Below are 22,209 nucleotides of genomic sequence, written 5' to 3'. Positions count from 1 at the left end.
AGCGAGGGAGTTGCAGTGACCGACGCGGCGATCACCGTCGACGGAGCACGCAAGAAGTACGGCGACAGACCGGCGCTCGACGGGCTCGACCTCACGGTCGCCCGGGGCACGGTGCACGGAGTGCTGGGGCCGAACGGCGCCGGAAAGACCACCCTGGTCCGCATCCTGTCCACCCTGCTGCGGCCGGACGCGGGCCGCATCGAGGTGGCCGGACTCGACGTCGTACGGCAGGCCTATGCCGTACGCCTGCGCATCGGACTGCTCGGCCAGCACGCGGCGCTCGACGAGGAGCTCGGCGGCCGGCAGAACCTGGAGATGTTCGGCCGCCTCTACCACCTGGGCGCGCGCCGGGCACGCGCGCGTGCCGACGCACTCCTGGAGCGGTTCGGTCTGGCGGACACCGGCCGCAAGGCGGTACGGCACTACAGCGGAGGCATGCGCCGCCGCCTGGACCTCGCGGCCTCCCTGATCACCGAACCGGAGGTGCTCTTCCTGGACGAACCGACCACCGGCCTCGACCCGCGCGGGCGGGCCGAGGTGTGGGCGGCCGTCCGGTCACTCGTCGGCGGCGGTACGACGGTCCTGCTCACCACGCAGTACCTGGAGGAGGCCGACCAGCTCGCCGACCGCGTCTCGGTCGTGGACGCGGGCCGGGTCGTCGCGGACGGCACACCGGAGGAGCTGAAGAAGGCGACCGGCGGCGACCGCATCGACGTCGTGCTGCGGGACGCGGGCCAACTGGGGGCGGCGGTGGCGTTGCTGCCGGTCGACCGGGCCGGGGTCCGCGTCGACACCGACCGCCGGCTGCTCAGCGCCCCGGTCACCGACCGGATGGCGGCACTCTCCGGGGTCGTACGGGCGCTGGAGGAGGCGGGGATCGAGGCGGAGGACGTGGCGCTGCGGCGGCCGACGCTGGACGAGGTGTTCCTGCACCTCACCGAGGAGGCCGCATGAGCACCTACGCGCTGACCGACTCCTGGACCATGACCCGGCGCGAACTCGCCCACTGGGCACGCCAGCCGGTGCGGGTCGTCGTCGGCCTGGTCTTCCCGGTGATGCTGCTGCTGATGTTCGGCTATCTCATCGGCGGTGGCCGAGGGGTCGAGGGGGAGTACGTCGACTATCTGGTCCCCGGGATGCTCGCGCTCACCATGGCCTTCGGCCTGGAGGGCACGATGATCGCCCTCACCCAGGATCTCGACAAGGGCGTCATCGACCGCTTCCGCTCCCTGCCCATGGCCAACGGGGCCGTGCTGGTGGGGCGTTCGGTGGCGGACATGCTCCAGTCGGCGGTGGGGCTCGGGGCCCTCGTCGGCGTCGGGTTCGCGCTCGGCTGGCGGCCGGGCGGTGGCCCGTTGGCGTTCGCGGGCGCCCTCGGGCTGCTGCTGCTCTTCCGCTTCGCCATGCTCTGGATCGGCATCTTCCTGGCCCTGGTGGCCGGGAAGCCCGAGCTGGTGCAGGCCGTGCAGATCCTGGTCTGGCCGGTCGGCTTCCTGTCCAACGCGCTCGCCACCCCCGCGTCCATGCCGGACTGGCTCGGCACGGTGGTCGAGTGGAACCCGATGTCCCGCACGGCGACGGCCGTACGGGATCTGTTCGGCGGCCTCGGCACGGACCAGGTGTGGCCGGCCGTGGCCTGGCCGCTGGCGCTGCTCGCGGTCTTCTTCCCGCTGGCGGTACGGCGGTTCGGGGCGCTCAGCCGGTAGCCCTCAGTGGTGGAAGCCCGTCGCCGCACCCTTGTCCTTGGTCAACGGGTGCGGCTGGCGGCGCAGTTCGGGCAGCAGCCGGCGCAGGTCCTCCACGAACAGCTCGGCGAGGTCGGCGGAGAAGCCGTTGCGGCAGACGACCCGCAGGACGCTCAGGTCCTCGCGGTTCGGCGGGAAGGTGTACGCCGGCACCAGCCAGCCGCTCTCGCGCAGCCGCCGGGACACGTCGAAGACGTCGTACGCCGTCACGTCGTGCCCGGTGGTGAAGGCGAACACCGGCAGCTGGTCGCCGCGGGTGAGGAGCCGGAAGTCACCGAGGGCCTCGACGCGTTCGGCGAGGCGCCCGGCGACGTCCCGGGTGGTCTGCTGCACCGCTCGGTAGCCCTCGCGGCCCAGCCGCAGGAACGTGTAGTACTGCGCGACCACCTGGGCGCCGGGCCGGGAGAAGTTGAGGGCGAAGGTCGGCATGTCGCCGCCCAGGTAGTTGACGCGGAAGACCAGTTCCTCGGGCAGGGCGTCGTGGTCGCGCCACAGCGCCCAGCCGACGCCCGGGTAGACCAGGCCGTACTTGTGCCCCGAGGTGTTGATGGAGGCGACGCGCGGCAGCCGGAAGTCCCAGACCAGGTCCTCGTCGAGGAAGGGCGCGATCATCCCGCCGGACGCCCCGTCGACATGCACCGGGATGTCGAGGCCGGTGCGCTCCTGGAGCTCGTCCAGGGCGGCGCACAGGTCGGCGACGGGCTCGTAGGAGCCGTCGAAGGTGGAGCCGAGGATCGCGACGACCCCGATGGTGTTCTCGTCGCACAGCGCCGCGGCGGCCTGCGGATCGAGGTGGAAGCGGTCGCCCTCCATGGGGACGAGCCGGGGTTCGACCTCCCAGAAGTTGCAGAACTTGTCCCAGCAGACCTGGACGTTGATGCCCATGACCAGATTGGGCCGGGCGCCCGGCTTCGGATTCCGCCCGCTCCAGCGCCGCTTCAGCGCCATCCCGGCGAGCATGCAGGCCTCGCTCGATCCGGTGGTCGAACAGCCCACGGCAGCCGCCGGATCAGGCGCGTTCCACAGGTCGGCGAGCATCGCCACACAGCGCCGCTCCAGCTCGGCGGTGCGCGGGTACTCGTCCTTGTCGATCATGTTCTTGTCCCGGCACTCGCCCATCAGGATGCCGGCCTGCGGCTCCATCCAGGTGGTGACGAAGGTGGCGAGGTTGAGCCGGGAGTTGCCGTCCAGCATCAGCTCGTCGTGCACCAGCTGGTACGCCGTCGAGGGCGGCAGAGGAGCGTCCGGGAGCCGGTGCTTGGGCGGCGCCTCGGTCATGCCGCCGACCGGATTGGCCTCCCCGTAGAAGGGGTTGACGGACATCGGGCGCTCGTCGTGCTTGTCGGGACCTTTGTGGAGCGGCATCGATCGACTCCTCGAAATGGGGTTCAGCGGACCGGGGTTCCGTCGTCGCGCAACTGCATCTGGGGGCGCCCCGTCACCAGCAGCCAGGCCGGCAGCGAGGCGATGCACAGCAGGGCCAGGATCGTCGGCGAGGCCACCAGCGCCGCGGCCGTGAACAGGCTCACCCAGCCCTGCCGGGTGATGGCGAGGAGCATGCCCAGCACACCCGTGGCGACACCGACGGCGGGGTGGACGCCGGAGACGAGGGCGTGGGCGCACAGCCCGAGGGCGGCGCCGACGAACACGGCGGGGAAGATCCGTCCGCCGCGGAAGCCGCAGGACGCGGCGACCAGCAGCGCGGCCAGCTTCACCACGGTCATCGTGGCGAACTCCCCGGCCGACCAGCCGTCCGGGTGGGCGGCGATCTCCCCGACCTCCTCCAGCCCCTTGAACAGCGTGAGACGACCGCCCACGGCGGCCAGGAGCCCCAGCACGAGGCCGCCCACGGGCAGTGCGAGCATCGGGTGCCGCAGCCGGGCGAAGGCGGCGTGGACGTACGGGAAGGCGCGGACGGCACACATGCCGAACAGGGCCGCCGCGGACGAGATCACCACCGCCGCCAGCAGATCGCCCCAGCCGGGCCGCCCGAACGCGGGAAGATGCAGATCGAAGGACGGATGGGCCACCAGGGTGGTCGTCAGGGCGCCCGCGGCGGCGGCGACCAGCGGTGCGAAGACGTTGTCCCACAACGCCCCCTTCACCTGCCGCCCGGCCAGCGCCTCGGAGATGACCAGGGCCGCCGCGACCGGCGTACCGAACAGCGCGCCGATCGTCGCCGCCTCCGCCAGCGCCGGCCAAAGCCCGCCCGGCAGCCGGGGGAGGAGCCGCCGCCCGAGCCAGAAGGCGATCCCGACGTTCACGGCGATGATCGGGTTCTCGGGGCCGAGACTCGGCCCGCCGGCCAGCATCAGGGCGGTCGCGAGGACCAGCCCCGGCAGCACGACGAGCGGCAGCACGGGGGCGTCCAGGCCCATGGTCGCCGGGTCGGGTCCGGCGTGCCCCGGCACCTTCCACACCACCAGACCGACCGCCACCCCGGTCGCGGTGAGCATGACCAGCATCCACAGCACCGAGTACCGGCCCACACCGAGGGCGTCCGGCAGGTTCCGCCACAGCACGTCCTGGAACGCCTCGGCCGCCGCGCTCACCCCGAGGAAGATCAGGCTCGCACCCACGCCCACGGCGAGAGCCGGGAGGATCAGGGGCAGCAGCGCGCGGGCCGGGGTCGCCGGGGCTGCGGGTGCCTGCTGCGCGGTGTCCTGGGCCACGGGCTCACGATAAGCGGGCAAAACGGGCACCACATCCGGAGGCGCCCCCGGTGGGCTTGCACCTCACGTGGCGTGAGGACGCACGGTGGACGGCGTACCGAGAAGGGAAGGAGCGGAGAAGTGAGCTACTCCGTGGGACAGGTCGCCGGCTTCGCCGGAGTGACGGTGCGCACCCTGCACCACTACGACGACATCGGCCTGCTCGCGCCCAGCGAGCGCAGCCACGCGGGCCACCGGCGCTACAGCGACGCCGACCTCGACCGGCTGCAACAGATCCTGTTCTACCGGGAGCTCGGCTTCCCGCTCGACGAGGTCGCCGCCCTCCTCGACGATCCGGCCACGGACCCGCGCGCCCACCTGCGCCGCCAGCACGACCTGCTGACCGCCCGGATCGAGAAGCTGACGAAGATGGCGGCGGCCGTGGAGCAGGCCATGGAGGCACGCACGATGGGCATCAACCTGACACCGGAGGAACGCTTCGAGGTCTTCGGCGACAAGGACCCCGAGCAGTACGCCGAGGAGGCCGAACAGCGCTGGGGCGGCACCGAGGCGTACACCGAGTCCCAGCGCCGCGCCGCGACGTACACCAAGGAGGACTGGAAGCGCATCCAGGCCGAGGTCGACGACTGGGGCGCGCGGTACGCGGCCCTGGTGACGGCCGGCGAGCAGCCGTCCGGCGAGGCGGCCATGGACCTCGCCGAGGAACACCGGCAGCACATCAGCAGGTACTACTTCGAAATCCCCTACGAGATGCACCTGTGCTTCGGTGACATGTACGTCTCCGACGAGCGCTTCAAGGCGTTCTACGACTCCATGGGCGAGGGCCTGGCCGAGCATCTGAGGGACGCGATCCGGGCCAACGCCGCCCGGCACGCCTCCTAGGCGTCCTGGCCCGGGGGTTCACTCCCGGGCCAGGACCACCGCGGTCCCGTAGGCGCACACCTCCGTGCCGACGTCGGCCGCCTCCGTCACATCGAAGCGGAACATCAGCACGCCGTTCGCCCCACGCGCGCGTGCCTGCTCCACGAGCCGCTCCATCGCCTGGTTGCGGGTCTGGACGAGCGTCTTGGTGAGCCCCTTGAGCTCACCGCCGATCATCGACTTCAGCCCCGCGCCGATCTGGCTGCCCAGATGCCGGGAGCGCACGGTCAACCCGAAGACCTCCCCCAGTACCTCCTGCACCTGGAAGCCGGGCACGTCGTTGGTGGTCACCACGAGCACATCGGGCTGGGGCCCCTGGCCGCCACCGAAATCATCGATACTCATGGCACACAGCTTTCTCCCGGAGAGCTCACAGCGCATCCTCGGCGGCCCCATGGAACCTGGGCTCCGACGCCTGCGTTGATACTTTTGGGCAGCACCCCCGGCCCTTCCCCCCAGCACCAGGAGCCACAGACCCGTGACCACGCTCGCGCTAGGCCCCGAGTGGCTCAGCCCTGACTATCTGATCGAGACGTTCAGCCTTCCCGGCATCCTGCTGATCGTCTTCGCCGAGTCGGGTCTCTTCGCCTTCCTGCCCGGCGACTCCCTGCTGTTCACGGCGGGTCTGTTCGTGGCGCAGGGCGACTTCATCAGCCAGCCGCTGTGGCTGGTCTGCCTCCTGATCGTGCTGGCCGCCGTCCTCGGCGACCAAGTGGGCTACATGATCGGCAAGTTCTTCGGCCCCAGGCTCTTCAGCCGCCCCAACTCCAAGCTCTTCAAACAGGAGAACCTGGAGAAGGCGCACGGGTTCATGGAGAAATTCGGCCCCAAGGCGATCGTCCTGGCCCGCTTCGTCCCGATCGTCCGCACCTTCGCCCCCATCGTGGCGGGCGCCGGCCGTATGAAGTACCGCACGTTCCTGACGTACAACGTGATCGGCGGCGTCGCCTGGGGTACCGGCGTCACCCTCGCGGGGTACTGGCTCGGTCAGATCGACGTCATCCACAAGAACGTCGAGGCGATCCTCGTCCTCATCGTCTTCGTCTCGGTCGTCCCGATCATCATCGAGTACCTCCGCGAGCGCGCCAAGAAGAAGAGGGCGGCGGCGCAAACCCCGGCAACCCCGCAGCCCCAGGCCTACCAGCCCCCGCCGATGGACGACGCGACGACCCAGCTCCGCCGCATCCCGTCGAACGACGAGCAGCCTCCGCAGTCCTACGGGGACCAGCAGCAGTACGGCTACGACGACCAGTACTACGCCCAGCAGCCGTATGCCCAGCAGTACCCACAGCAGCAGGGCTACGACAACCAGCAGAACCAGCAGAACCAGCAGTACCCCTACAACAACCAGGGTTACTAGAAGCGCCCTTAAGGGGCGCGGGGAACTGCGCGATCAACCACGAACAACCCGCAGTCGCCGTCGGACATCAGGTACCGAGCTGGTAGGCATCCGGCGTCAGAATCCCCGCGTCCGCTTGGCGGCACGCCGCCCCGCCGCCGATGCCCCACCGGGAAGCCGCAGGAACAACCGCGAGATCTCCGACCCCAGATTGACCCCGATGGCGATGGCCATGGCCAAGGACGCCGCCGTGGCCAACGACACCAACCCCTTGTCGACATCGTCCCGCGCGATCGACAACAGCCCGAAGTACGTCGCGGAACCCGGCAACAACGGCCCGATCGCCGCGGTCGTGTACGGCAGCGCGGAAGCGAACCGGTACCGCGACATCATCTGCCCGAACAGCCCCACCAGCCCCGCGGCCACCGCCGTGGAGGCAACCGGCGAGATCTCCCCGACGTAGTGCAGCGCGCCGTACACCGACCAGGCGACACCCCCGTTGAGCGTCACCACCAGCACCGTCGACCGCTCCTGCTGCAACAGCACCGCGAACGTCAGCGACAGCAGCATCGACGCCCCGATCTGCCACAGCGGCCGCTCCTCGATGATCAGCGCGACGTCGGGGTTGAGGTCGGCCCCCAGCTGCACCCCGAAGTACAGGACCACCAGCACGCCCACGACGATGCCGACGAACAGGTACATCACCTCCAGCAGCCGCGCCGACGCGGTGATGTAGAAGCCGGTCAGCCCGTCCTGCACCCCCGCCACCAGCGCCCGCCCCGGCAGCAACGCGAACAGCCCACCGGTGATGACCGCGGACGCCTTCACATCCACGTCCGCGACGGTCAGCGCGACCCCTATCGCGGCCGGCGGCATCGCGGCGACCGTGAACTGGTAGAACTCCGGCAGCCCGCGCCCCGCGCACAGCCACGCCAGCCGGTCGCCGAGCATCGCGCCCAGCGCGGCGGCCACGAACACGATCGCGTCACCGCCGACGAGCACCGAGGCGGCGCCCGCGAGGAGTCCGCCGGCCCCGGTCAGCACCCAGCCGGGGTACGGGTGCCGGTTGCGGCGGATCTCGGCGAGCCGCCGGTAGGACTCCTCCAGCGAGAACGCCGTCTCGGGGTCGCTGAGGTCGTCCACCAGCTGATAGACGGCCGCGAGCCGGGTGTAGTCGGTGCCGCGCCGCCGCACGGTCCGGGAGGCCGTCACCGGGTCCTCGACGAGGGACGGCTGGTACGAGATCGACAGCAGGGTGAAGGTGACGTTCGGCTCGCAGCGGTCGAGGCCGTACGAGCGGCAGACGGCGAACATCGCCGCCTCCACGTCCTCCGCGTTCTCACCGCCCGCCAGCAGCAGCTCCCCGATACGCAGGGTCAGGTCGAGCACGCGCGGAACGGCGGGCCCGGTCTCGTCCTCCTTGTGCAGCGGCTCCGGCGCGGGCCGCTCGGCGACCGGCATCCGCAGCATCGTGCGCATCCGGTCCTGCCAGGGCACGTCCTTGGTCAGCGAGACCACGGGAATCCCGGTCGGCGGTGTGAACGCGGGCGGTGCGTGTCGGGCGCTGTAGGTGCGCGGTGTGCTGAACGCCGAGCCCTCCGACTCCACGACCGGCGTCTCGGGTACGTGGAAGCCGTCCGGGACGGCGAACTCCGACGAGGTCTCCGACTCGCCCCCGCCCGCCTTCGGCACGACGAACCCGTCCGGAATGGCGAACTCGGACGTGATCTCGGGGTCGTAGACGCTCCTCGCCTCGTCCGACTGCGGTTTGCGGTCCTCCGCCGACGTCACTTGCGTATCGCTCCCTGTACGGCACCATCCGTCGCCTCAGTATGCGCACAGACACGTTCCCCACCGGTGCGCGGATACGCGAACGGGCCGCACGCGTGTGCGTGCGGCCCGTTCGCGACAGACGTCGTCAGGAGGCTCAGTGGCCGCCGGACTCCTTGAAGCGCTTGTACGAACGCTCGATCTCGACCTCGGCGTCCACCCGGCCGACCCAGTTGGCGCCCTCGACGGACTTGCCGGGCTCCAGGTCCTTGTAGACCTCGAAGAAGTGCTGGATCTCGAGGCGGTCGAACTCCGACACGTGGTGGATGTCACGCAGGTGCTCCACACGCGGGTCGGTCGCCGGGACGCACAGCAGCTTGTCGTCGCCGCCGGCCTCGTCCGTCATCCGGAACATGCCGATCGCACGGCACTTGATGAGGCAGCCCGGGAACGTCGGCTCGTCAAGAATGACCAGCGCGTCCAGCGGGTCGCCGTCCTCGCCGAGAGTGTTCTCGACGAAGCCGTAGTCGGTCGGGTAGGCGGTCGAGGTGAAGAGGCGACGGTCCAGACGGATCCGACCGGTCTCGTGGTCCACCTCGTACTTGTTCCGCGAACCCTTCGGGATCTCGATCGTGACGTCGAACTCCACCGGACGCTCCTCCATGATCAGCACATAGTTCTGGTGGTTAAGTGTCCCTCACGCAGGTGTGTGATCGCGAAAGGGGCTGGTGGTCGTGCCTGAACTGAGGCCTTGGCGGGCCGCGAGACCGCATGTGGCGCGGTTCGCGAACGCCGTCCGACCCCGTCTGGCAGCCGTACGCCCCCAGCTGGCACGAGCCGTCAACGCGGCGAAACCGCAGGTCACGCGTCTGACGACGGTCAAGACCTGGCAGTACACCGCGGGCGCGGCCACCGCCGGCCTGGCCCTGACGGCCGTCGTGGTGACCGCCGCGGGCCCCTGGGACTCCACCGGTCAGCGTACGGCTGAGCGGGACCACGCGGTCGCCCTGGAGCACACGGGTGGCGCAGATCACGGCGGTGATTCGGGTACGACGGCAGCGGGGCCCGAGCCCGCCCCGAGCGCCTCCTCCGTCCTCACCGGCCTCGGCGGCGCCACGAACACCGTGAAGTCCGCGCCGAGCGGCCAGGCCCTCACCGCCGTCCTCACCCCGCTCCTGGAGGACGCGGCGCTCGGCAGCCGCCGTACCGCCGCGGTCGTCGACGTGGCCACCGGCAAGCGCCTGTACGGCGCCGGTGCCGACGACGCCCTCACGCCCGCCTCCACCACCAAGATCGCCACCGCGGTGGCCGCCCTGTCGGCCATGGGCCCCGACCACCGCCTCACCACCCGCACCGCCCTGGAACCCGGCACCCATGAACTCGTCCTCGTCGGCGGCGGCGACCCCACCCTCACCGCTCGCAAGGACGCGGAGGGCTGGGCGAGCCTGCGCGAGCTGGCCGTGCGGACGGCCAAGGCCCTGAAGAAGGACGACGTACGGAAGGTGACGCTGTCGTACGACACCACCCTCTACGCCGGCTCCGGACTCCACCCCATCGGCGTCGACGCCAACCTCGCCCAGGTCAGCCCCCTGATGGCCGACGAGGCCCGCACGGACGACTCCACCAGCGGTACCGCCCTCCGGGCGCCGGACCCGGCCGACGACGCGGCCCGCAAGTTCGCCGCCTTCCTGGAGGCCGAGGGCATCAAGACCACGTCCCCGGGCCTGTCCAAGGCGACGGACCGCGCGCAGACGCTGGCGGAGGTCTCCTCACCGCCCCTGTCCACCCTCGTCGAGCGCATGCTGACCAACAGCGACAACGACATCGCCGAGGCCCTGGCCCGCCAGACCGCCGTGGCCACCAAGACGCGCGCCGACTTCGACGGCGGCGGCAAGGCGATCCGCGCCCAGCTGAAGAAGCTGCAACTCCCCGTGACCGGCGTGTCCTTCAAGGACGGCAGCGGGCTGAACCGTGACGACAAGCTCACCGCCGACCTCCTGACCGCCCTCCTCGCGAAGGCCGGCGACCCCGCCCACCCCGAACTCCGCCCGGTCCTCACCGGCCTCCCCGTGGCCGGCTTCACGGGCACGCTGACCACCCGCTACACGGCCGACGGCGCGGCCGGCGTCGTACGCGCCAAGACCGGCACCCTCACCGGCGTGAACACGCTGGCGGGCACGGTCGTCGACCAGGACGGCCGTCTCCTGGCCTTCGCGTTCCTGGCGTCGAACACGACGAGCAAGGACGCGGCCCAGTCGGCCCTGGACAAGGCGGCGACGGCGCTGGCCGCGTGCGGCTGCGGCTGACGGGTCGCCAGGGAAGCCGACGCCGCCGGGCCGACGTCTCCGCGGCCTGCCCCAAGCGGGAACGCTCACGTACGGTTGACGCATGACGAGCATCGGTGGTGCTGCTTCTTCTCAGATGGTCGACTGGAATCTCGCGGTGGCGACCGCGACCCGGCTGGTCCGGCCGGGCCCGGAGGTGAGCCGCGACGAGGCCCGCGCCGTCGTCGCCGAGCTGCGCCGGCACGCCAAGGCCTCCGAGGAACACGTCCGCGGATTCACCCGGATGGGCACCGACGGGGCCCACGACACCCCGGTCCTCGTCGTCGACCGCCCCGGCTGGGTCCGGGCCAACGTCGCCGGCTTCCGGGAGATCCTCAAGCCCCTCCTCGACAAGATGCAGGAACGGCGCGGCAACACGCCCGGCGGCGCGGTCCTCGGCACCGTCGGCGGCAAGGTGACCGGTGTCGAGCTCGGCATGCTGCTGTCGTTCCTGTCCTCCCGCGTCCTCGGCCAGTACGAGACCTTCGCCCCCGCCACCCGTGAACTTCCCGCGGGGGAGCACGGCGGCGGCCGCCTCCTCCTCGTCGCCCCGAACATCGTGCACGTGGAGCGCGAACTCGACGTACAGCCCCATGACTTCCGCCTGTGGGTCTGCCTGCACGAGGAGACCCACCGCACGCAGTTCACCGCGGTGCCGTGGCTGCGGGACCACCTGGAGGGTGAAATCCAGTCGTTCTTGGGGGAGACCGACGTCGACCCCATGACCGTCCTGGAACGCATCCGCGAGGCCGCCCAGTCGCTGGCCGGCGGGCGTCCCGAGGCCGAGGAGGACGACGGCGGGCGCTCGCTCGTGGAGATCGTGCAGACCCCGGCCCAGCGCGAGATCCTCGGCCGCCTCACCGCCGTCATGTCCCTCCTGGAGGGGCACGCCGACTTCGTCATGGACGGGGTGGGCCCGGCCGTCGTGCCGAGCGTCCAGGAGATCCGCGAGAAGTTCCAGCAGCGGCGGGCCAAGGGCGCCTCCCGGCTCGACATGGCCCTGCGCAAACTGCTCGGTCTGGACGCCAAGCTCCGGCAGTACCGTGACGGCGAACGCTTCGTACGGGCCGTCGTCGACGAGACCGGCATGGACGGCTTCAACCGGGTGTGGACCTCGCCCAACACCCTCCCCACCAAGGCGGAGATCGCCAAACCGGCGGACTGGATCGCGCGGGTGCACCGCAAAGCCGAATAGTCAAAGAAATCCGGCCGACGGCAGGCGAACGCCCCTCCAATCACCCGTCCGAGGGACCGTGAGCCCTGGGTAGGCGTGCAATGCTCGGGGAACGGCCCGGTTCTGTCACCATCTACACACTCTGAGTGACCGAACCTCGGGCTAACCCCCGAAAACTTCATGAAGGGAACCGGACATGGGTCCCCATCCTGCGGTCGCGGCGATACGCCTGGCGGTCCGCCGCGTCCTCCACGACATCCTCAACGACCACACCAGTTCTTCCGGCGACTCCTCGCATCCCTCCGGCGGCTCGTCGCATTCTTCTGACGACTCCTCACCTTCTTCAGGCGACTCCACGCGCGAGCGCTCGCCGTCGCTGCTCGTGCTCGTCGCCTGCTCCGGCGGCGCCGACTCCATGGCCCTCGCCTCCGCCCTCGCCTTCGAGGCCCCCAAGCTCGGCATCCGCGCCGGCGGTGTCACCGTCGACCACGGCCTCCAGCCCGGCTCCGACCTGCGCGCCGAGGAAGTCGCCCTGCGCCTGCGCGGGCTCGGCCTCGACCCCGTCGAGTCCGTCGCCGTCACCGTCGGCCGCGAAGGCGGCCCCGAGGCCGCCGCCCGTGACGCCCGCTACGCCGCCCTCGACGCGGCGGCCGAACGCCATGGCGCCACCGCCGTCCTGCTCGGCCACACCCGCGACGACCAGGCCGAAACCGTCCTGCTCGGCCTCGCCCGCGGCTCCGGCATCCGCTCCCTGTCCGGAATGGCCGCCGTTTCCGGTGGTCCGGGGGCCGCCCGCCGTTACCGCCGCCCCTTCCTCCAGCTCGACCGGCAGACCGCCCGCAAGGCCTGCATGGTCCAGGCGCTCCCGGTGTGGGACGACCCGCACAACGCCGACCCGGCGTACACGCGCTCCCGGCTGCGCCACGAAGGCCTGCCTGCCCTGGAGAAGGCGCTCGGCAAAGGAGTCGTCGAGGCACTCGCCCGTACGGCCCAGCTCTCCCGCGACGACGCGGACGCCCTCGACTCCTGGGCGAGCCAGGCCGCGGCCGCCGTACGCGACGCGGCCGGCCTGCTGGAGTGCGCCAAGCTCTACGCCCTGCCGCCCGCCGTACGCCGCCGTGTGCTGCGCCGCGCCGCCATCGAGGCAGGCGCCCCGGCGGGCTCGCTGTTCGCCCGCCACATCGAGGAAGTCGACCGGCTGATCACCGGCTGGCGCGGCCAGGGGGCCATCAATCTCCCCGGCAAGGTCGTCGCCCAGCGTCAGGGTGGCAGACTGGTGATTCGGCAAGGCTGAATCCCGTCCCTCCGCGAGAGGCGACGGACAGGCCGGTGGGACGACCGAAAGTGATGCGGGTGGACGCGAAAGACATGGGCACCGACCTCAAAGAGGTGCTCATCACCAAGGAAGAGATCGACGCCAAGCTGGCTGAGCTGGCCGCGAAGATCGACGCGGAGTACGCGGGCAAGGACCTGCTCATCGTCGGCGTCCTCAAGGGCGCGGTGATGGTCATGGCCGACCTCGCGCGGGCGCTGTCCACCCCCGTCACCATGGACTGGATGGCCGTGTCGTCGTACGGCGCGGGCACCCAGTCCTCCGGTGTCGTCCGGATCCTCAAGGACCTCGACACCGACATCAAGGGCAAGCACGTCCTGATCGTCGAGGACATCATCGACTCCGGCCTGACCCTGTCGTGGCTGCTGTCCAACCTCGGCTCCCGCGAGCCCGAGACGCTCAAGGTGTGCACGCTGCTGCGCAAGCCGGACGCCGCCAAGGTCGCCATCGACGTCGAGTGGGTCGGCTTCGACATCCCCAACGAGTTCGTCGTCGGCTACGGCCTCGACTACGCCGAGAAGTACCGCAACCTCCCGTTCGTCGGTACGCTCGCGCCCCACGTCTACGGCGGCTGACCCGGCCTTGGGGCCAAGCGAGCCGTCTTCCTGAGACGATCGGGAACCCCGGCGGGCTTCGCGCCGTTGGAGCATGCAGACGGGCTCGTTCAGCCGTCCGGTGCGGCTTTGGGCAACAAAGCTGGGGTACCGTCAGAAGAACTGTCTTATCAAACTCACTATGGCAGGAGGGACGGGGCGACACCGCTCCGTATGGATGGACGTGAAGCGATACTTCCGTGGGCCGGTCATGTGGATCGTGCTGGCCGTCCTTGCCGTGGTCGTGTTGATGCAGGTCGTCGGCTCGTCCGGTGGCTACAAGACGGTGGACACCGGCCAGGTCGTCCAGGCGATCAATGACAACAAGGTCCAGCAGGCCAAACTGACCACCGGCGACGAGTCGACCATCAAGGTCGAGCTCAAGGACGGCGAGAAGGTCGACGGCAGCTCGAAGATCCAGGCGAGCTACATCGGCGACCAGGGCCAGAACCTCGCCGCGACACTTCAGACCAAGTTCGAGCAGAAGCAGATTCCCGACGGCTACACCGTCTCGCCGACCAAGCAGAACGCGTTCGTCGGCATCCTGCTCTCCCTGCTTCCCTTCGTCCTCATCGTTGTCGTCTTCCTGTTCCTGATGAATCAGATGCAGGGCGGCGGCTCCCGGGTCATGAACTTCGGGAAGTCCAAGGCGAAGCTCATCACCAAGGACACCCCCAAGACGACCTTCGCGGACGTCGCGGGGTCCGACGAGGCCGTCGAGGAACTCCACGAGATCAAGGAGTTCCTCCAGGAGCCGGCCAAGTTCCAGGCCGTCGGCGCCAAGATCCCCAAGGGCGTCCTGCTCTACGGTCCTCCCGGCACCGGCAAGACCCTGCTCGCGCGTGCCGTCGCGGGCGAGGCCGGCGTTCCGTTCTACTCGATCTCCGGTTCCGACTTCGTCGAGATGTTCGTCGGTGTCGGTGCCTCCCGAGTCCGTGACCTCTTCGAGCAGGCCAAGGCGAACGCCCCGGCGATCGTCTTCGTCGACGAGATCGACGCGGTCGGCCGCCACCGCGGCGCCGGCCTCGGCGGTGGTCACGACGAGCGCGAGCAGACCCTCAACCAGCTGCTCGTCGAGATGGACGGCTTCGACGTGAAGGGCGGCGTCATCCTGATCGCCGCCACGAACCGGCCCGACATCCTTGACCCGGCCCTCCTGCGCCCCGGCCGCTTCGACCGCCAGATCGCGGTCGACCGCCCGGACATGCAGGGCCGTCTGGAGATCCTCAAGGTTCACCAGAAGGGCAAGCCGGTCGCCCCGGACGTCGACCTCTCGGCCGTCGCCCGCCGTACGCCGGGCTTCACGGGTGCCGATCTCTCCAACGTGCTGAACGAGGCCGCGCTGCTGACGGCCCGCTCGGACAAGAAGCTGATCGACAACCACATGCTGGACGAGGCGATCGACCGCGTCGTGGCGGGCCCGCAGAAGCGGACCCGGATCATGTCCGACAAGGAGAAGAAGATCACCGCGTACCACGAGGGCGGACACGCCCTGGTCGCGGCGGCCTCACCCAACTCCGACCCGGTCCACAAGATCACCATCCTGTCCCGTGGCCGTGCCCTGGGCTACACGATGGTGCTCCCGGACGAGGACAAGTACTCCACGACCCGCAACGAGATGCTCGACCAGCTCGCCTACATGCTGGGCGGTCGCGCGGCCGAGGAACTGGTCTTCCACGACCCGACCACGGGCGCCGCGAACGACATCGAGAAGGCCACGGCAACGGCCCGCGCGATGGTCACCCAGTACGGCATGACCGAGCGTCTCGGCGCCATCAAGTTCGGTGGCGACAACACCGAGCCGTTCCTCGGCCGTGAGATGGCCCACCAGCGCGACTACTCGGAAGAGGTCGCCGCCCTGGTGGACGAGGAAGTCAAGAAGCTCATCGAGAACGCGCACAACGAGGCCTGGGAGATCCTGGTCGAGAACCGCGACGTCCTCGACAACCTCGTCCTCCAGCTGCTGGAGAGGGAGACGCTGGGCAAGGAGGAGATCGCCGAGATCTTCTCCGCGATCGTCAAGCGCCCGGCCAGGCCCGCCTGGACCGGCTCCTCCCGCCGTACGCCGTCCACCCGTCCGCCGGTGCTCTCCCCCAAGGAGCTCGCACTGACGAACGGCGCCAACGGCGCGACCCCGGCGATCTCGACCGCCAAGGTCACGGCGGCGGAGTCCGCCCCCGTGGCCGAGCCGGCTCCCGAGGAGCGCCCGGAGAGCTGACCCTTCCTACGCCTCGGTGTCCTCACCAGGCCCGGGATGGATGCCGCGCCCCCCAGGTTCTAGCCTGGGGGGTGCGGCGTTTTTCAGCCGTGCAGGCAGGGACACCGAGGAACGAGGCACCAGATGACCGACCCCGTGACGCTGGACGGCGAAGGCTCCATCGGCGAGTTCGACGAGAAGCGCGCCGAGAACGCCATTCGCGAACTGCTGATCGCGGTCGGCGAGGACCCGGACCGGGAGGGGCTGAAGGAGACCCCGGGGCGGGTGGCTCGGGCGTACAGGGAGATCTTCGCGGGGCTGTGGCAGAAGCCCGAGGACGTGCTGACGACGACGTTCGACCTGGGGCATGACGAGATGGTGCTCGTGAAGGACATCGAAGTCCTGAGCAGCTGTGAGCATCATCTTGTGCCGTTCGTCGGAGTTGCCCATGTCGGGTACATCCCGTCCGTCGACGGCAAGATCACGGGGCTGTCGAAGCTGGCCCGGCTCGTGGACGTCTACGCCCGTCGGCCGCAGGTGCAGGAACGACTCACCACGCAGATCGCCGACTCCCTGATGGAGATCCTGGAGCCGCGGGGTGTGATCGTCGTCGTCGAGTGCGAGCACATGTGCATGTCGATGCGAGGGGTCCGTAAGCCCGGGGCGAAGACCATAACGTCCGCGGTGCGTGGGCAGCTTCGTGACCCCGCGACCCGTAATGAGGCGATGAGCCTGATCATGGCGCGGTAGGCGGCCGGGTAAGGCTCACGCCGCCGAGGTTGCCCCGGTGTTGTTGTCGTCGTCCTCCGGGAGCTTGCAGACGCGCTCCAGGAAGATGGCGGCCGCTATCACCGCGATGCCCGCCAGGACCGAGAAGCCGGCGTAGATGGCCTGGTCGCGGCGGGCGGGGACGTCGAGGGACTCCAGCAGAAAGACGCCCGTGCCGCCGTACATGCCGGAGACCAGGGCGGCCACCAGGGCGCTGGCCTGGCCGAAGACGACGGCGCGGGCGGCCATCAGGGGGTCGACGCCCTTGGCCTCGGGGCGGCGCTCGCGCTGGGCCTTGAGGCGGGCGCGGATCGACAGCGCCGTGGACAGCAGGACCACGGCGATCAGGGCGAGGACGATGGGGGCGGCCAGGGGGACGCTGGGAAGGGTCCCGATCGAGGCCCACAGGCGGGCGCCCGCCCAGGACAGGACTCCGGCGACGATGAACACGCCGGCCAGCAGCCTGATGCGCAGCTCTCTCACGGTGACCCTTCAGCTCCCCCGGATGGCAGGGACGGTGTGGTTGCCCTGATCCTTGTGCCCGACGCTCGTGCTGTTGACCTTAACGACTATTCGGGCAGCCGGAGTTCCAGGTCCTTGCGGGGTTCGACGCCGTCGCGCGTGATGTCGGCGAGGAGGCCGGAGACTGGGCCGAGGCCGGGGAGCTGTGCCTGCGGCTCCACGTCGTTCCACGGCGCCAGGACGAACGCGCGTTCGTGGGCGCGCGGGTGGGGGAGGGTGAGCGTCGGGTCGTCGGAGACGACGTCGGCGTACGCGACGATGTCGACGTCCAGGGTGCGCGCGCCCCAGCGCTCGTCGCGGACCCGGTGGAAGGCCTCCTCGACCGCGTGGGCCCGCTCCAGCAGGGAGGACGGGGGGAGCGTCGTCTTCACGACGACCACCGCGTTGAAGTACGACGGCTGGCTGCCCGGCTCCACCCCCCACGGCTCGGTCTCGTACACCGGGGAGACGGCCTTCACGCGGACGCCGGGGGTGTCCTCCAGGGCGTCGATGGCGCCCTGGAGGGTCTCCAGGCGGTTGCCCAGGTTGGAGCCGAGGGAGATCACGGCGCGTTTGGGGTTGTGCAGGGTGGTGTCGGCGGCGTCCACCTGCTGGACGACGGAGGCGGGTACCGGCTGGACGGTCGGGTCGCTCGGACCCGTGGCGAAGGACGCGGTCATACTCGGCTCCGGGTGATGGTGATCGTCACGTCGTCGAAGGGGACCGTGATCGGTGCGTCCGGTTTGTGGACGCAGACCTCGACCTCCTGGACGCCCTCGTGCTTCAGACAGGCCTGGGCGATGCGCTCGGCGAGCGTTTCGATGAGGTTGACGGGCTCGCCCTCGACGACGGCCACGACCTCCTCCGCCACGATGCCGTAGTGCGCGGTCTTCGACAGGTCGTCGTCGGCGGCGGCCGGGCGGGTGTCCAGGCCCAGGACGAGGTCCACGATGAAGGTCTGGCCTTCCTCGCGCTCCCTGGGGAACACGCCGTGGTGCCCGCGGGCCTTCAGGCCGCGCAGCGCGACACGATCCACGCGAATCACTCCTGCAATCGTCGGTAATGGCCGGTTCGTACCGGGTGCGGGCGGCACACCGGCCTCGAACGAATCTACCTGCGGGCACTGACAGCACCGGGCCACGGGGGCATGGGGCCGGGCCGGGGCCAGGAGGTTTCACCGGGTGTTTCCCCTGGGGAACCCGGCGGCTCACGGGTTGGTAGCCGCCCCTACCCAGGGGTTCGTGATTCCAACCACTTCTTGGGCCGTCCGGTCCTGGTCCGGTCCTGGTCCGGTCCTGGTCCGGTCCTGGTCCGGTTCCGGTCCGGTTTCGGTCCAGAGGGCCTTGGGGTGCGCCTACCCACTCAGGACGGGGTGTCGTCCCCTTCGGGCTCGTCCTTTTCGGCCAGAACCGGGGAGGCGTGGTGGGACCAGAGCTTCCAGCCGCCGGGCGTGCGCCGGAACACGTTGGTGGCGACCACGAGCTGGCCCACGAGCGGGCCGAGTTCGCCGTCCTCGCCGTCGGGGGCGGGACCGCCGCTGAGGATGTTCTCGGTGCAGTTCACGAGGGCGGTGTCGCCGGTGACGGAGACATGGACGTCGGTGAGGAAGAACTGGATGTAGTCGGTGTTCGCCATGATCAGCGCGTACGACCTGAGGACCTCGCCGCGGCCGGTGAGCACGGGCCAGCCGGGGTGCACGCAGGAGATCACGCCGGCGTCGGCCGGGTCGTGGTACTCCTCGTCGACCCCGAGGTCGGCCGGGGTGAGCCAGAGCCCGGAGAGCTCTTCGAAGTCGCCGCGCTCCAGGGTCTCGTAGAACGCGGTGTTGGCGGCTTCCACCTGCTCGACATCGGTGTGGGGGGCGCTCACGAGGCGGCCTCGGGGGTGTGCTGAGGGGTGCTCTCGGGGGTGGTCCTGGGGGTGGTCTCGGGGGTGCTTCCGGGGGAGTCGGCCCGGGGCGTGAAGGTAGCGGTCCGCGCCCCCTCCACGGCGCGCGCGACCCGTACCGCGTCCGCCGTCGCGCGCACCTCGTGCACCCTCACCGCCCATGCGCCGGCGTGCGCCGCGAGTGCGGAGACGGCGGCCGTGGCGGCGTCGCGCTCGCGGGCGGGCGGTGGTGCGGCCTGCGGGTCGGAGGCGAGGACGCGGCCGAGGAAGCGCTTGCGGGAGGCGGCGACGAGGAGCGGGTGGCCGAGGGCGAGCAGGCGGTCGAGGTGGGCGAGCAGGACGAGGTCGTGCTCGGCGTCCTTGGAGAAGCCGAGACCGGGGTCGACGACGATGCGGTCGGGGGAGACGCCGCCGGCGAGGACGGCCTCCACGCGTGCGTGCAGTTCGTCGACGACTTCGGTGACGACGTCGGCGTAGACGCCCCTGACGTTGCCGCCCTCCAGGAAGCCGCGCCAGTGCATGACGACGAAGGGGGCGCCCGCCTCGGCGACGACCGGGATCATCGCGGGGTCGGCGAGGCCGCCGCTGACGTCGTTGACGAGGGCGGCGCCGGCGGCGAGGGACCGGGCGGCGACGGACGCGCGCATGGTGTCCACGGAGACGGTGACGCCCTCGGAGGCGAGGCCGCGGACGACCGGGATGACGCGCTTGAGCTCCTCGGCCTCGTCGACGCGGGTGGCGCCGGGGCGGGTCGACTCGCCGCCGACGTCGACCAGGTCGGCGCCCTCCTCGACGAGGGCGAGGCCGTGCTTGACGGCGGCGGTCGTGTCGAACCAGCGGCCGCCGTCGGAGAAGGAGTCGGGCGTGACGTTCACGACTCCCATGACCGCGCAGCGGTCCCATGCCGGTAGGCCGGCGACGCGCCCGCGTCCGATCTGCTTGCTCATACGTTCAGCCTAGGCCCCGCGCGGAGCCGTATCGGCGTGCGGCCCGAGCGGAAGCCCCCGGGCTGGAGAGGGGGTGGGGCTTCCGCCCGGGCCTGTCCGGGGCGCCAGGAGTCATGCCGCGCGTACGTCTCTTTCCGCCATCGCGTGCGCGCACGCGCGTGCGGCGGTCCGGCGGCGGCGCAGGAACCGCGGCAGAGGGAGGGCGAGGTTCACGAAACCCTCGGCCTGCATGGCGGCGAAGCCGATGCGGGGCAGGTCACCGGAGGCGCGGTAGACGACGAAGCGGGGCTCCCAGCGGGGCTGGAACTTGGCGTTGAACTTGTACAGGGACTCGATCTGGAACCAGCGGGAGAGGAAGACCAGCAGTCCGCGCCAGGCGCGCAGCACCGGGCCCGCGCCGATCTTCTCGCCGCGCGCGAGGGCGGATCGGAACATGGCGAAGTTGAGCGACACGCGCGCGATGCCGAACTTCGGGGCGGCCTGGAGCGCGGCCACGATGAGGAGTTCGTTCATGCCGGGGTCCGCCGAGCGGTCGCGGCGCATCAGGTCCAGGGAGGCGCCGTCGTGGCCCCAGGGCACGAAGTGCAGGATCGCCTTCAGGTCGCCGTACTCTCCGGGCTGTTCGTCGGCCTTGTGGGCGGTGGCGATCAGGCAGTCGCCGTCGGCGAGGTCGCCGATGCGGCCCAGCGCCATGGAGAAGCCGCGCTCGGTGTCGGTGCCGCGCCAGTCGTCGGCGGCGCGGCGGATGCGCTCCAGCTCGGCGTCGCCGAGGTCACGGACGCGCCGTACGCGGGTCTCGTACCCCGCGCGCTCGATGCGCTTGACCATCTGGCGCACGTTGCGCATCGCGCGCCCGGCGAGGGAGAAATCCGCGACGTCCACCACCGCCTCGTCGCCCAGTTCGAGGGCGTCCAGGCCGGTCTCGCGGGTCCACACCTCGCCGCCCGTCTCCGAGCAGCCCATGACGGCGGGCGTCCAGGAGTGGGCCCTGGCCTCGTCCATGAAGCGCTCGATGGCGCCGGGCCAGGCCTCGACGTCGCCGATGGGGTCACCGCTGGCGAGCATGACGCCGGAGACGACGCGGTAGGTCACCGCGGCCTTGCCGCTGGGGGAGAAGACGACGGCCTTGTCGCGGCGCAGGGCGAAGTGGCCGAGGGAGTCGCGGCCGCCGTGCTTGTCCAGCAGGGCCCGCAGACGGGCCTCGTCGTCCTCTGTGAGGCGCGCGGCGGGGTGTTCGGGGCGGAACGCCAGGTAGATCGTGGTGATGGCCGTGAGCAGGCCCAGGGCGCCGAGGGAGAAGGCGACGGTCCAGGAGGTGTTGCCCTGGTAGTCGACCGGGCCCTCGAAGCCGAAGAGGCCGTACAGCACGTGGGTAATGCGATCGGCCAGGCTCGGGTCGCCGACCAGCGTCTTGGGGTGGACGCTGACGATGACCAGTCCGAGGAAGAGGGAACCGGCGCCCATGAGGACGAAGTTGGCGAGCGCGCGCCAGCGGCTGCGCGGGTCGGGCAGCGCCTTGAACTGGTCGCGGTGGATCAGCAGCGGCGCGAGCAGGGCGAGCGAGATGAGCACGCCCAGCGGGGAGTGGCGGTACGTGAACTGCGCGACCGCGCCGACCGGCAGCAGCACCACGGCGGCCCGCCAGGCCCGCCGCTTGCGGCGCCTGAGGCCGTGCGCGAGCAGGAGCAGCAGCACGCCGGCGCTCAGGGAGAGCGCCGCGGCGAACGGGCCGAGCGCGCCGGGCAGCACCTCGGCCAGGGTGTGCATACGGCTGTGACGGAAGCGCGGGAACACCCCCGCGGCGATGTCCAGAAGCCCCACCACCGCGCAGGCTCTGGCGACCAGGACCGGGACGGCCTCGGGGCGCGGGCCACGCGGTACGCGCCGCACGCGCGGTGATCGGCTCGGAACCCCGCCCGACATTTCCTCATCTGTCCTGACAGACATCGCATCCCGTAGTTCTGCGAGAGACCTTGGATCCGGGCCCGTTTCGGGCATCCGGCGACATTGCGCCCTCTAGGACGGTGTCTCGGGGAGA

Annotated in this window: 21 protein-coding genes; 10 read left to right on the top strand and 11 right to left on the bottom strand. The window is 70.7% G+C overall.

Annotated features, from left to right (window positions below; translation table 11 throughout):
- Positions 1-15 precede the first annotated feature (15 nt).
- Positions 16-954, top strand: a complete 939-nt coding sequence (locus OG866_RS19630; protein ID WP_329336415.1) for an ATP-binding cassette domain-containing protein — start codon at positions 16-18, stop codon at positions 952-954.
- On the top strand, positions 951-1,706 hold the full coding sequence (locus tag OG866_RS19625; protein ID WP_329336413.1) for an ABC transporter permease: 756 nt from the start codon (positions 951-953) through the stop codon (positions 1,704-1,706). Before OG866_RS19630 ends, OG866_RS19625 begins: the two co-directional genes overlap by 4 nt.
- A 3-nt stretch (positions 1,707-1,709) precedes the next feature.
- On the opposite strand, the gene OG866_RS19620 is transcribed toward OG866_RS19625, so the two are convergent.
- Both OG866_RS19620 and OG866_RS19615 read right to left on the bottom strand, forming a co-directional pair.
- Complete coding sequence (locus OG866_RS19620; protein WP_329336411.1) at positions 1,710-3,110, bottom strand: glutamate decarboxylase; 1,401 nt, start codon at positions 3,108-3,110, stop codon at positions 1,710-1,712.
- A 23-nt stretch (positions 3,111-3,133) separates the two neighbouring features.
- Positions 3,134-4,417 carry an ion channel protein gene (locus tag OG866_RS19615; protein ID WP_329336409.1) on the bottom strand — a complete coding sequence of 428 codons (1,284 nt, stop codon included), beginning with the start codon at positions 4,415-4,417 and terminating at the stop codon, positions 3,134-3,136.
- A 120-nt stretch (positions 4,418-4,537) separates the two neighbouring features.
- Between OG866_RS19615 and OG866_RS19610 the strand changes: the two genes are divergently transcribed.
- Entirely contained in the window at positions 4,538-5,299 is a 762-nt protein-coding gene (locus OG866_RS19610) for a MerR family transcriptional regulator (protein WP_329336408.1), read from the top strand.
- Between the two features lie 18 nt (positions 5,300-5,317).
- Here the strand turns inward: OG866_RS19610 and OG866_RS19605 are convergent, their stop codons facing one another.
- Complete coding sequence (locus OG866_RS19605; protein WP_329336406.1) at positions 5,318-5,683, bottom strand: YbjQ family protein; 366 nt, start codon at positions 5,681-5,683, stop codon at positions 5,318-5,320.
- Positions 5,684-5,816: 133 nt separating this feature from the next.
- Between OG866_RS19605 and OG866_RS19600 the strand changes: the two genes are divergently transcribed.
- Complete coding sequence (locus OG866_RS19600) at positions 5,817-6,698, top strand: DedA family protein (protein WP_329336405.1); 882 nt, start codon at positions 5,817-5,819, stop codon at positions 6,696-6,698.
- Positions 6,699-6,794: 96 nt separating this feature from the next.
- On the opposite strand, the gene OG866_RS19595 is transcribed toward OG866_RS19600, so the two are convergent.
- A complete protein-coding gene (locus OG866_RS19595; RefSeq protein ID WP_329336403.1) occupies positions 6,795-8,468 on the bottom strand; it encodes a threonine/serine ThrE exporter family protein in 1,674 nt (557 codons plus the stop codon).
- A gap of 136 nt (positions 8,469-8,604) precedes the next feature.
- Positions 8,605-9,096 (bottom strand): inorganic diphosphatase, encoded by a 492-nt coding sequence (locus tag OG866_RS19590; protein WP_194078292.1) that lies wholly within the window; start codon positions 9,094-9,096, stop codon positions 8,605-8,607.
- Positions 9,097-9,175: 79 nt separating this feature from the next.
- Between OG866_RS19590 and dacB the strand changes: the two genes are divergently transcribed.
- The 6 genes from dacB (at position 9,176) to folE (ending at position 16,818) form a co-directional block, all read left to right on the top strand.
- Positions 9,176-10,753, top strand: a complete 1,578-nt coding sequence (gene dacB, locus OG866_RS19585) for a D-alanyl-D-alanine carboxypeptidase/D-alanyl-D-alanine endopeptidase (RefSeq protein ID WP_329336401.1) — start codon at positions 9,176-9,178, stop codon at positions 10,751-10,753.
- Between the two features lie 82 nt (positions 10,754-10,835).
- A complete protein-coding gene (locus OG866_RS19580) occupies positions 10,836-11,966 on the top strand; it encodes a zinc-dependent metalloprotease (RefSeq protein WP_329336400.1) in 1,131 nt (376 codons plus the stop codon).
- A 175-nt stretch (positions 11,967-12,141) separates the two neighbouring features.
- Positions 12,142-13,239: a tRNA lysidine(34) synthetase TilS gene (gene tilS, locus OG866_RS19575; RefSeq protein WP_329336398.1), complete on the top strand. Its 1,098-nt coding sequence runs from the start codon at positions 12,142-12,144 to the stop codon at positions 13,237-13,239.
- A gap of 53 nt (positions 13,240-13,292) precedes the next feature.
- Positions 13,293-13,853, top strand: coding sequence for a hypoxanthine phosphoribosyltransferase (gene hpt, locus OG866_RS19570; protein WP_329344192.1), 561 nt, complete (start codon positions 13,293-13,295; stop codon positions 13,851-13,853).
- Between the two features lie 196 nt (positions 13,854-14,049).
- Positions 14,050-16,089, top strand: coding sequence for an ATP-dependent zinc metalloprotease FtsH (gene ftsH, locus OG866_RS19565; protein WP_329336395.1), 2,040 nt, complete (start codon positions 14,050-14,052; stop codon positions 16,087-16,089).
- Positions 16,090-16,212: 123 nt separating this feature from the next.
- Complete coding sequence (gene folE / locus OG866_RS19560; RefSeq protein ID WP_329336393.1) at positions 16,213-16,818, top strand: GTP cyclohydrolase I FolE; 606 nt, start codon at positions 16,213-16,215, stop codon at positions 16,816-16,818.
- Between the two features lie 15 nt (positions 16,819-16,833).
- On the opposite strand, the gene OG866_RS19555 is transcribed toward folE, so the two are convergent.
- The 6 genes from OG866_RS19555 to OG866_RS19530 form a co-directional block, all read right to left on the bottom strand.
- On the bottom strand, positions 16,834-17,319 hold the full coding sequence (locus tag OG866_RS19555) for a DUF3180 domain-containing protein (RefSeq protein WP_329336392.1): 486 nt from the start codon (positions 17,317-17,319) through the stop codon (positions 16,834-16,836).
- An 86-nt stretch (positions 17,320-17,405) separates the two neighbouring features.
- Positions 17,406-18,017, bottom strand: coding sequence for a 2-amino-4-hydroxy-6-hydroxymethyldihydropteridine diphosphokinase (gene folK / locus OG866_RS19550; RefSeq protein ID WP_329336391.1), 612 nt, complete (start codon positions 18,015-18,017; stop codon positions 17,406-17,408).
- Complete coding sequence (folB, locus tag OG866_RS19545; RefSeq protein ID WP_329336390.1) at positions 18,014-18,373, bottom strand: dihydroneopterin aldolase; 360 nt, start codon at positions 18,371-18,373, stop codon at positions 18,014-18,016. The genes folK and folB overlap by 4 nt, the downstream gene beginning before the upstream one ends.
- 326 nt (positions 18,374-18,699) lie before the next feature.
- A complete protein-coding gene (locus OG866_RS19540) occupies positions 18,700-19,206 on the bottom strand; it encodes a nuclear transport factor 2 family protein (protein ID WP_329336387.1) in 507 nt (168 codons plus the stop codon).
- Positions 19,203-20,171 carry a dihydropteroate synthase gene (folP, locus tag OG866_RS19535; RefSeq protein ID WP_329336385.1) on the bottom strand — a complete coding sequence of 323 codons (969 nt, stop codon included), beginning with the start codon at positions 20,169-20,171 and terminating at the stop codon, positions 19,203-19,205. The genes OG866_RS19540 and folP overlap by 4 nt, the downstream gene beginning before the upstream one ends.
- A gap of 111 nt (positions 20,172-20,282) precedes the next feature.
- Positions 20,283-22,094, bottom strand: coding sequence for a phosphatidylglycerol lysyltransferase domain-containing protein (locus OG866_RS19530; RefSeq protein ID WP_329336384.1), 1,812 nt, complete (start codon positions 22,092-22,094; stop codon positions 20,283-20,285).
- Positions 22,095-22,209: the final 115 nt, after the last annotated feature.

It is taken from the genome of Streptomyces sp. NBC_00663 (genome assembly GCF_036226885.1).
In the GTDB taxonomy this organism is placed as follows: Bacteria; Actinomycetota; Actinomycetes; order Streptomycetales; family Streptomycetaceae; genus Streptomyces.
This window is presented reverse-complemented; position numbering and strand designations above follow the sequence as displayed.

Excerpts from the sequence above, each read along its gene's own strand:
- OG866_RS19625 (WP_329336413.1), top strand. The coding sequence starts at position 951 with ATGAGCACCTACGCGCTGACCGACTCCTGGACCATGACCCGGCGCGAA.
- OG866_RS19620 (WP_329336411.1), bottom strand. The coding sequence starts at position 3,110 with ATGCCGCTCCACAAAGGTCCCGACAAGCACGACGAGCGCCCGATGTCC.
- OG866_RS19605 (WP_329336406.1), bottom strand. The coding sequence starts at position 5,683 with ATGAGTATCGATGATTTCGGTGGCGGCCAGGGGCCCCAGCCCGATGTG.
- OG866_RS19580 (WP_329336400.1), top strand. The coding sequence starts at position 10,836 with ATGACGAGCATCGGTGGTGCTGCTTCTTCTCAGATGGTCGACTGGAAT.
- tilS (WP_329336398.1), top strand. The coding sequence starts at position 12,142 with ATGGGTCCCCATCCTGCGGTCGCGGCGATACGCCTGGCGGTCCGCCGC.
- hpt (WP_329344192.1), top strand. The coding sequence starts at position 13,293 with ATGCGGGTGGACGCGAAAGACATGGGCACCGACCTCAAAGAGGTGCTC.
- ftsH (WP_329336395.1), top strand. The coding sequence starts at position 14,050 with ATGGACGTGAAGCGATACTTCCGTGGGCCGGTCATGTGGATCGTGCTG.
- folE (WP_329336393.1), top strand. The coding sequence starts at position 16,213 with ATGACCGACCCCGTGACGCTGGACGGCGAAGGCTCCATCGGCGAGTTC.
- folK (WP_329336391.1), bottom strand. The coding sequence starts at position 18,017 with ATGACCGCGTCCTTCGCCACGGGTCCGAGCGACCCGACCGTCCAGCCG.
- folP (WP_329336385.1), bottom strand. The coding sequence starts at position 20,171 with ATGAGCAAGCAGATCGGACGCGGGCGCGTCGCCGGCCTACCGGCATGG.
- OG866_RS19530 (WP_329336384.1), bottom strand. The coding sequence starts at position 22,094 with ATGTCGGGCGGGGTTCCGAGCCGATCACCGCGCGTGCGGCGCGTACCG.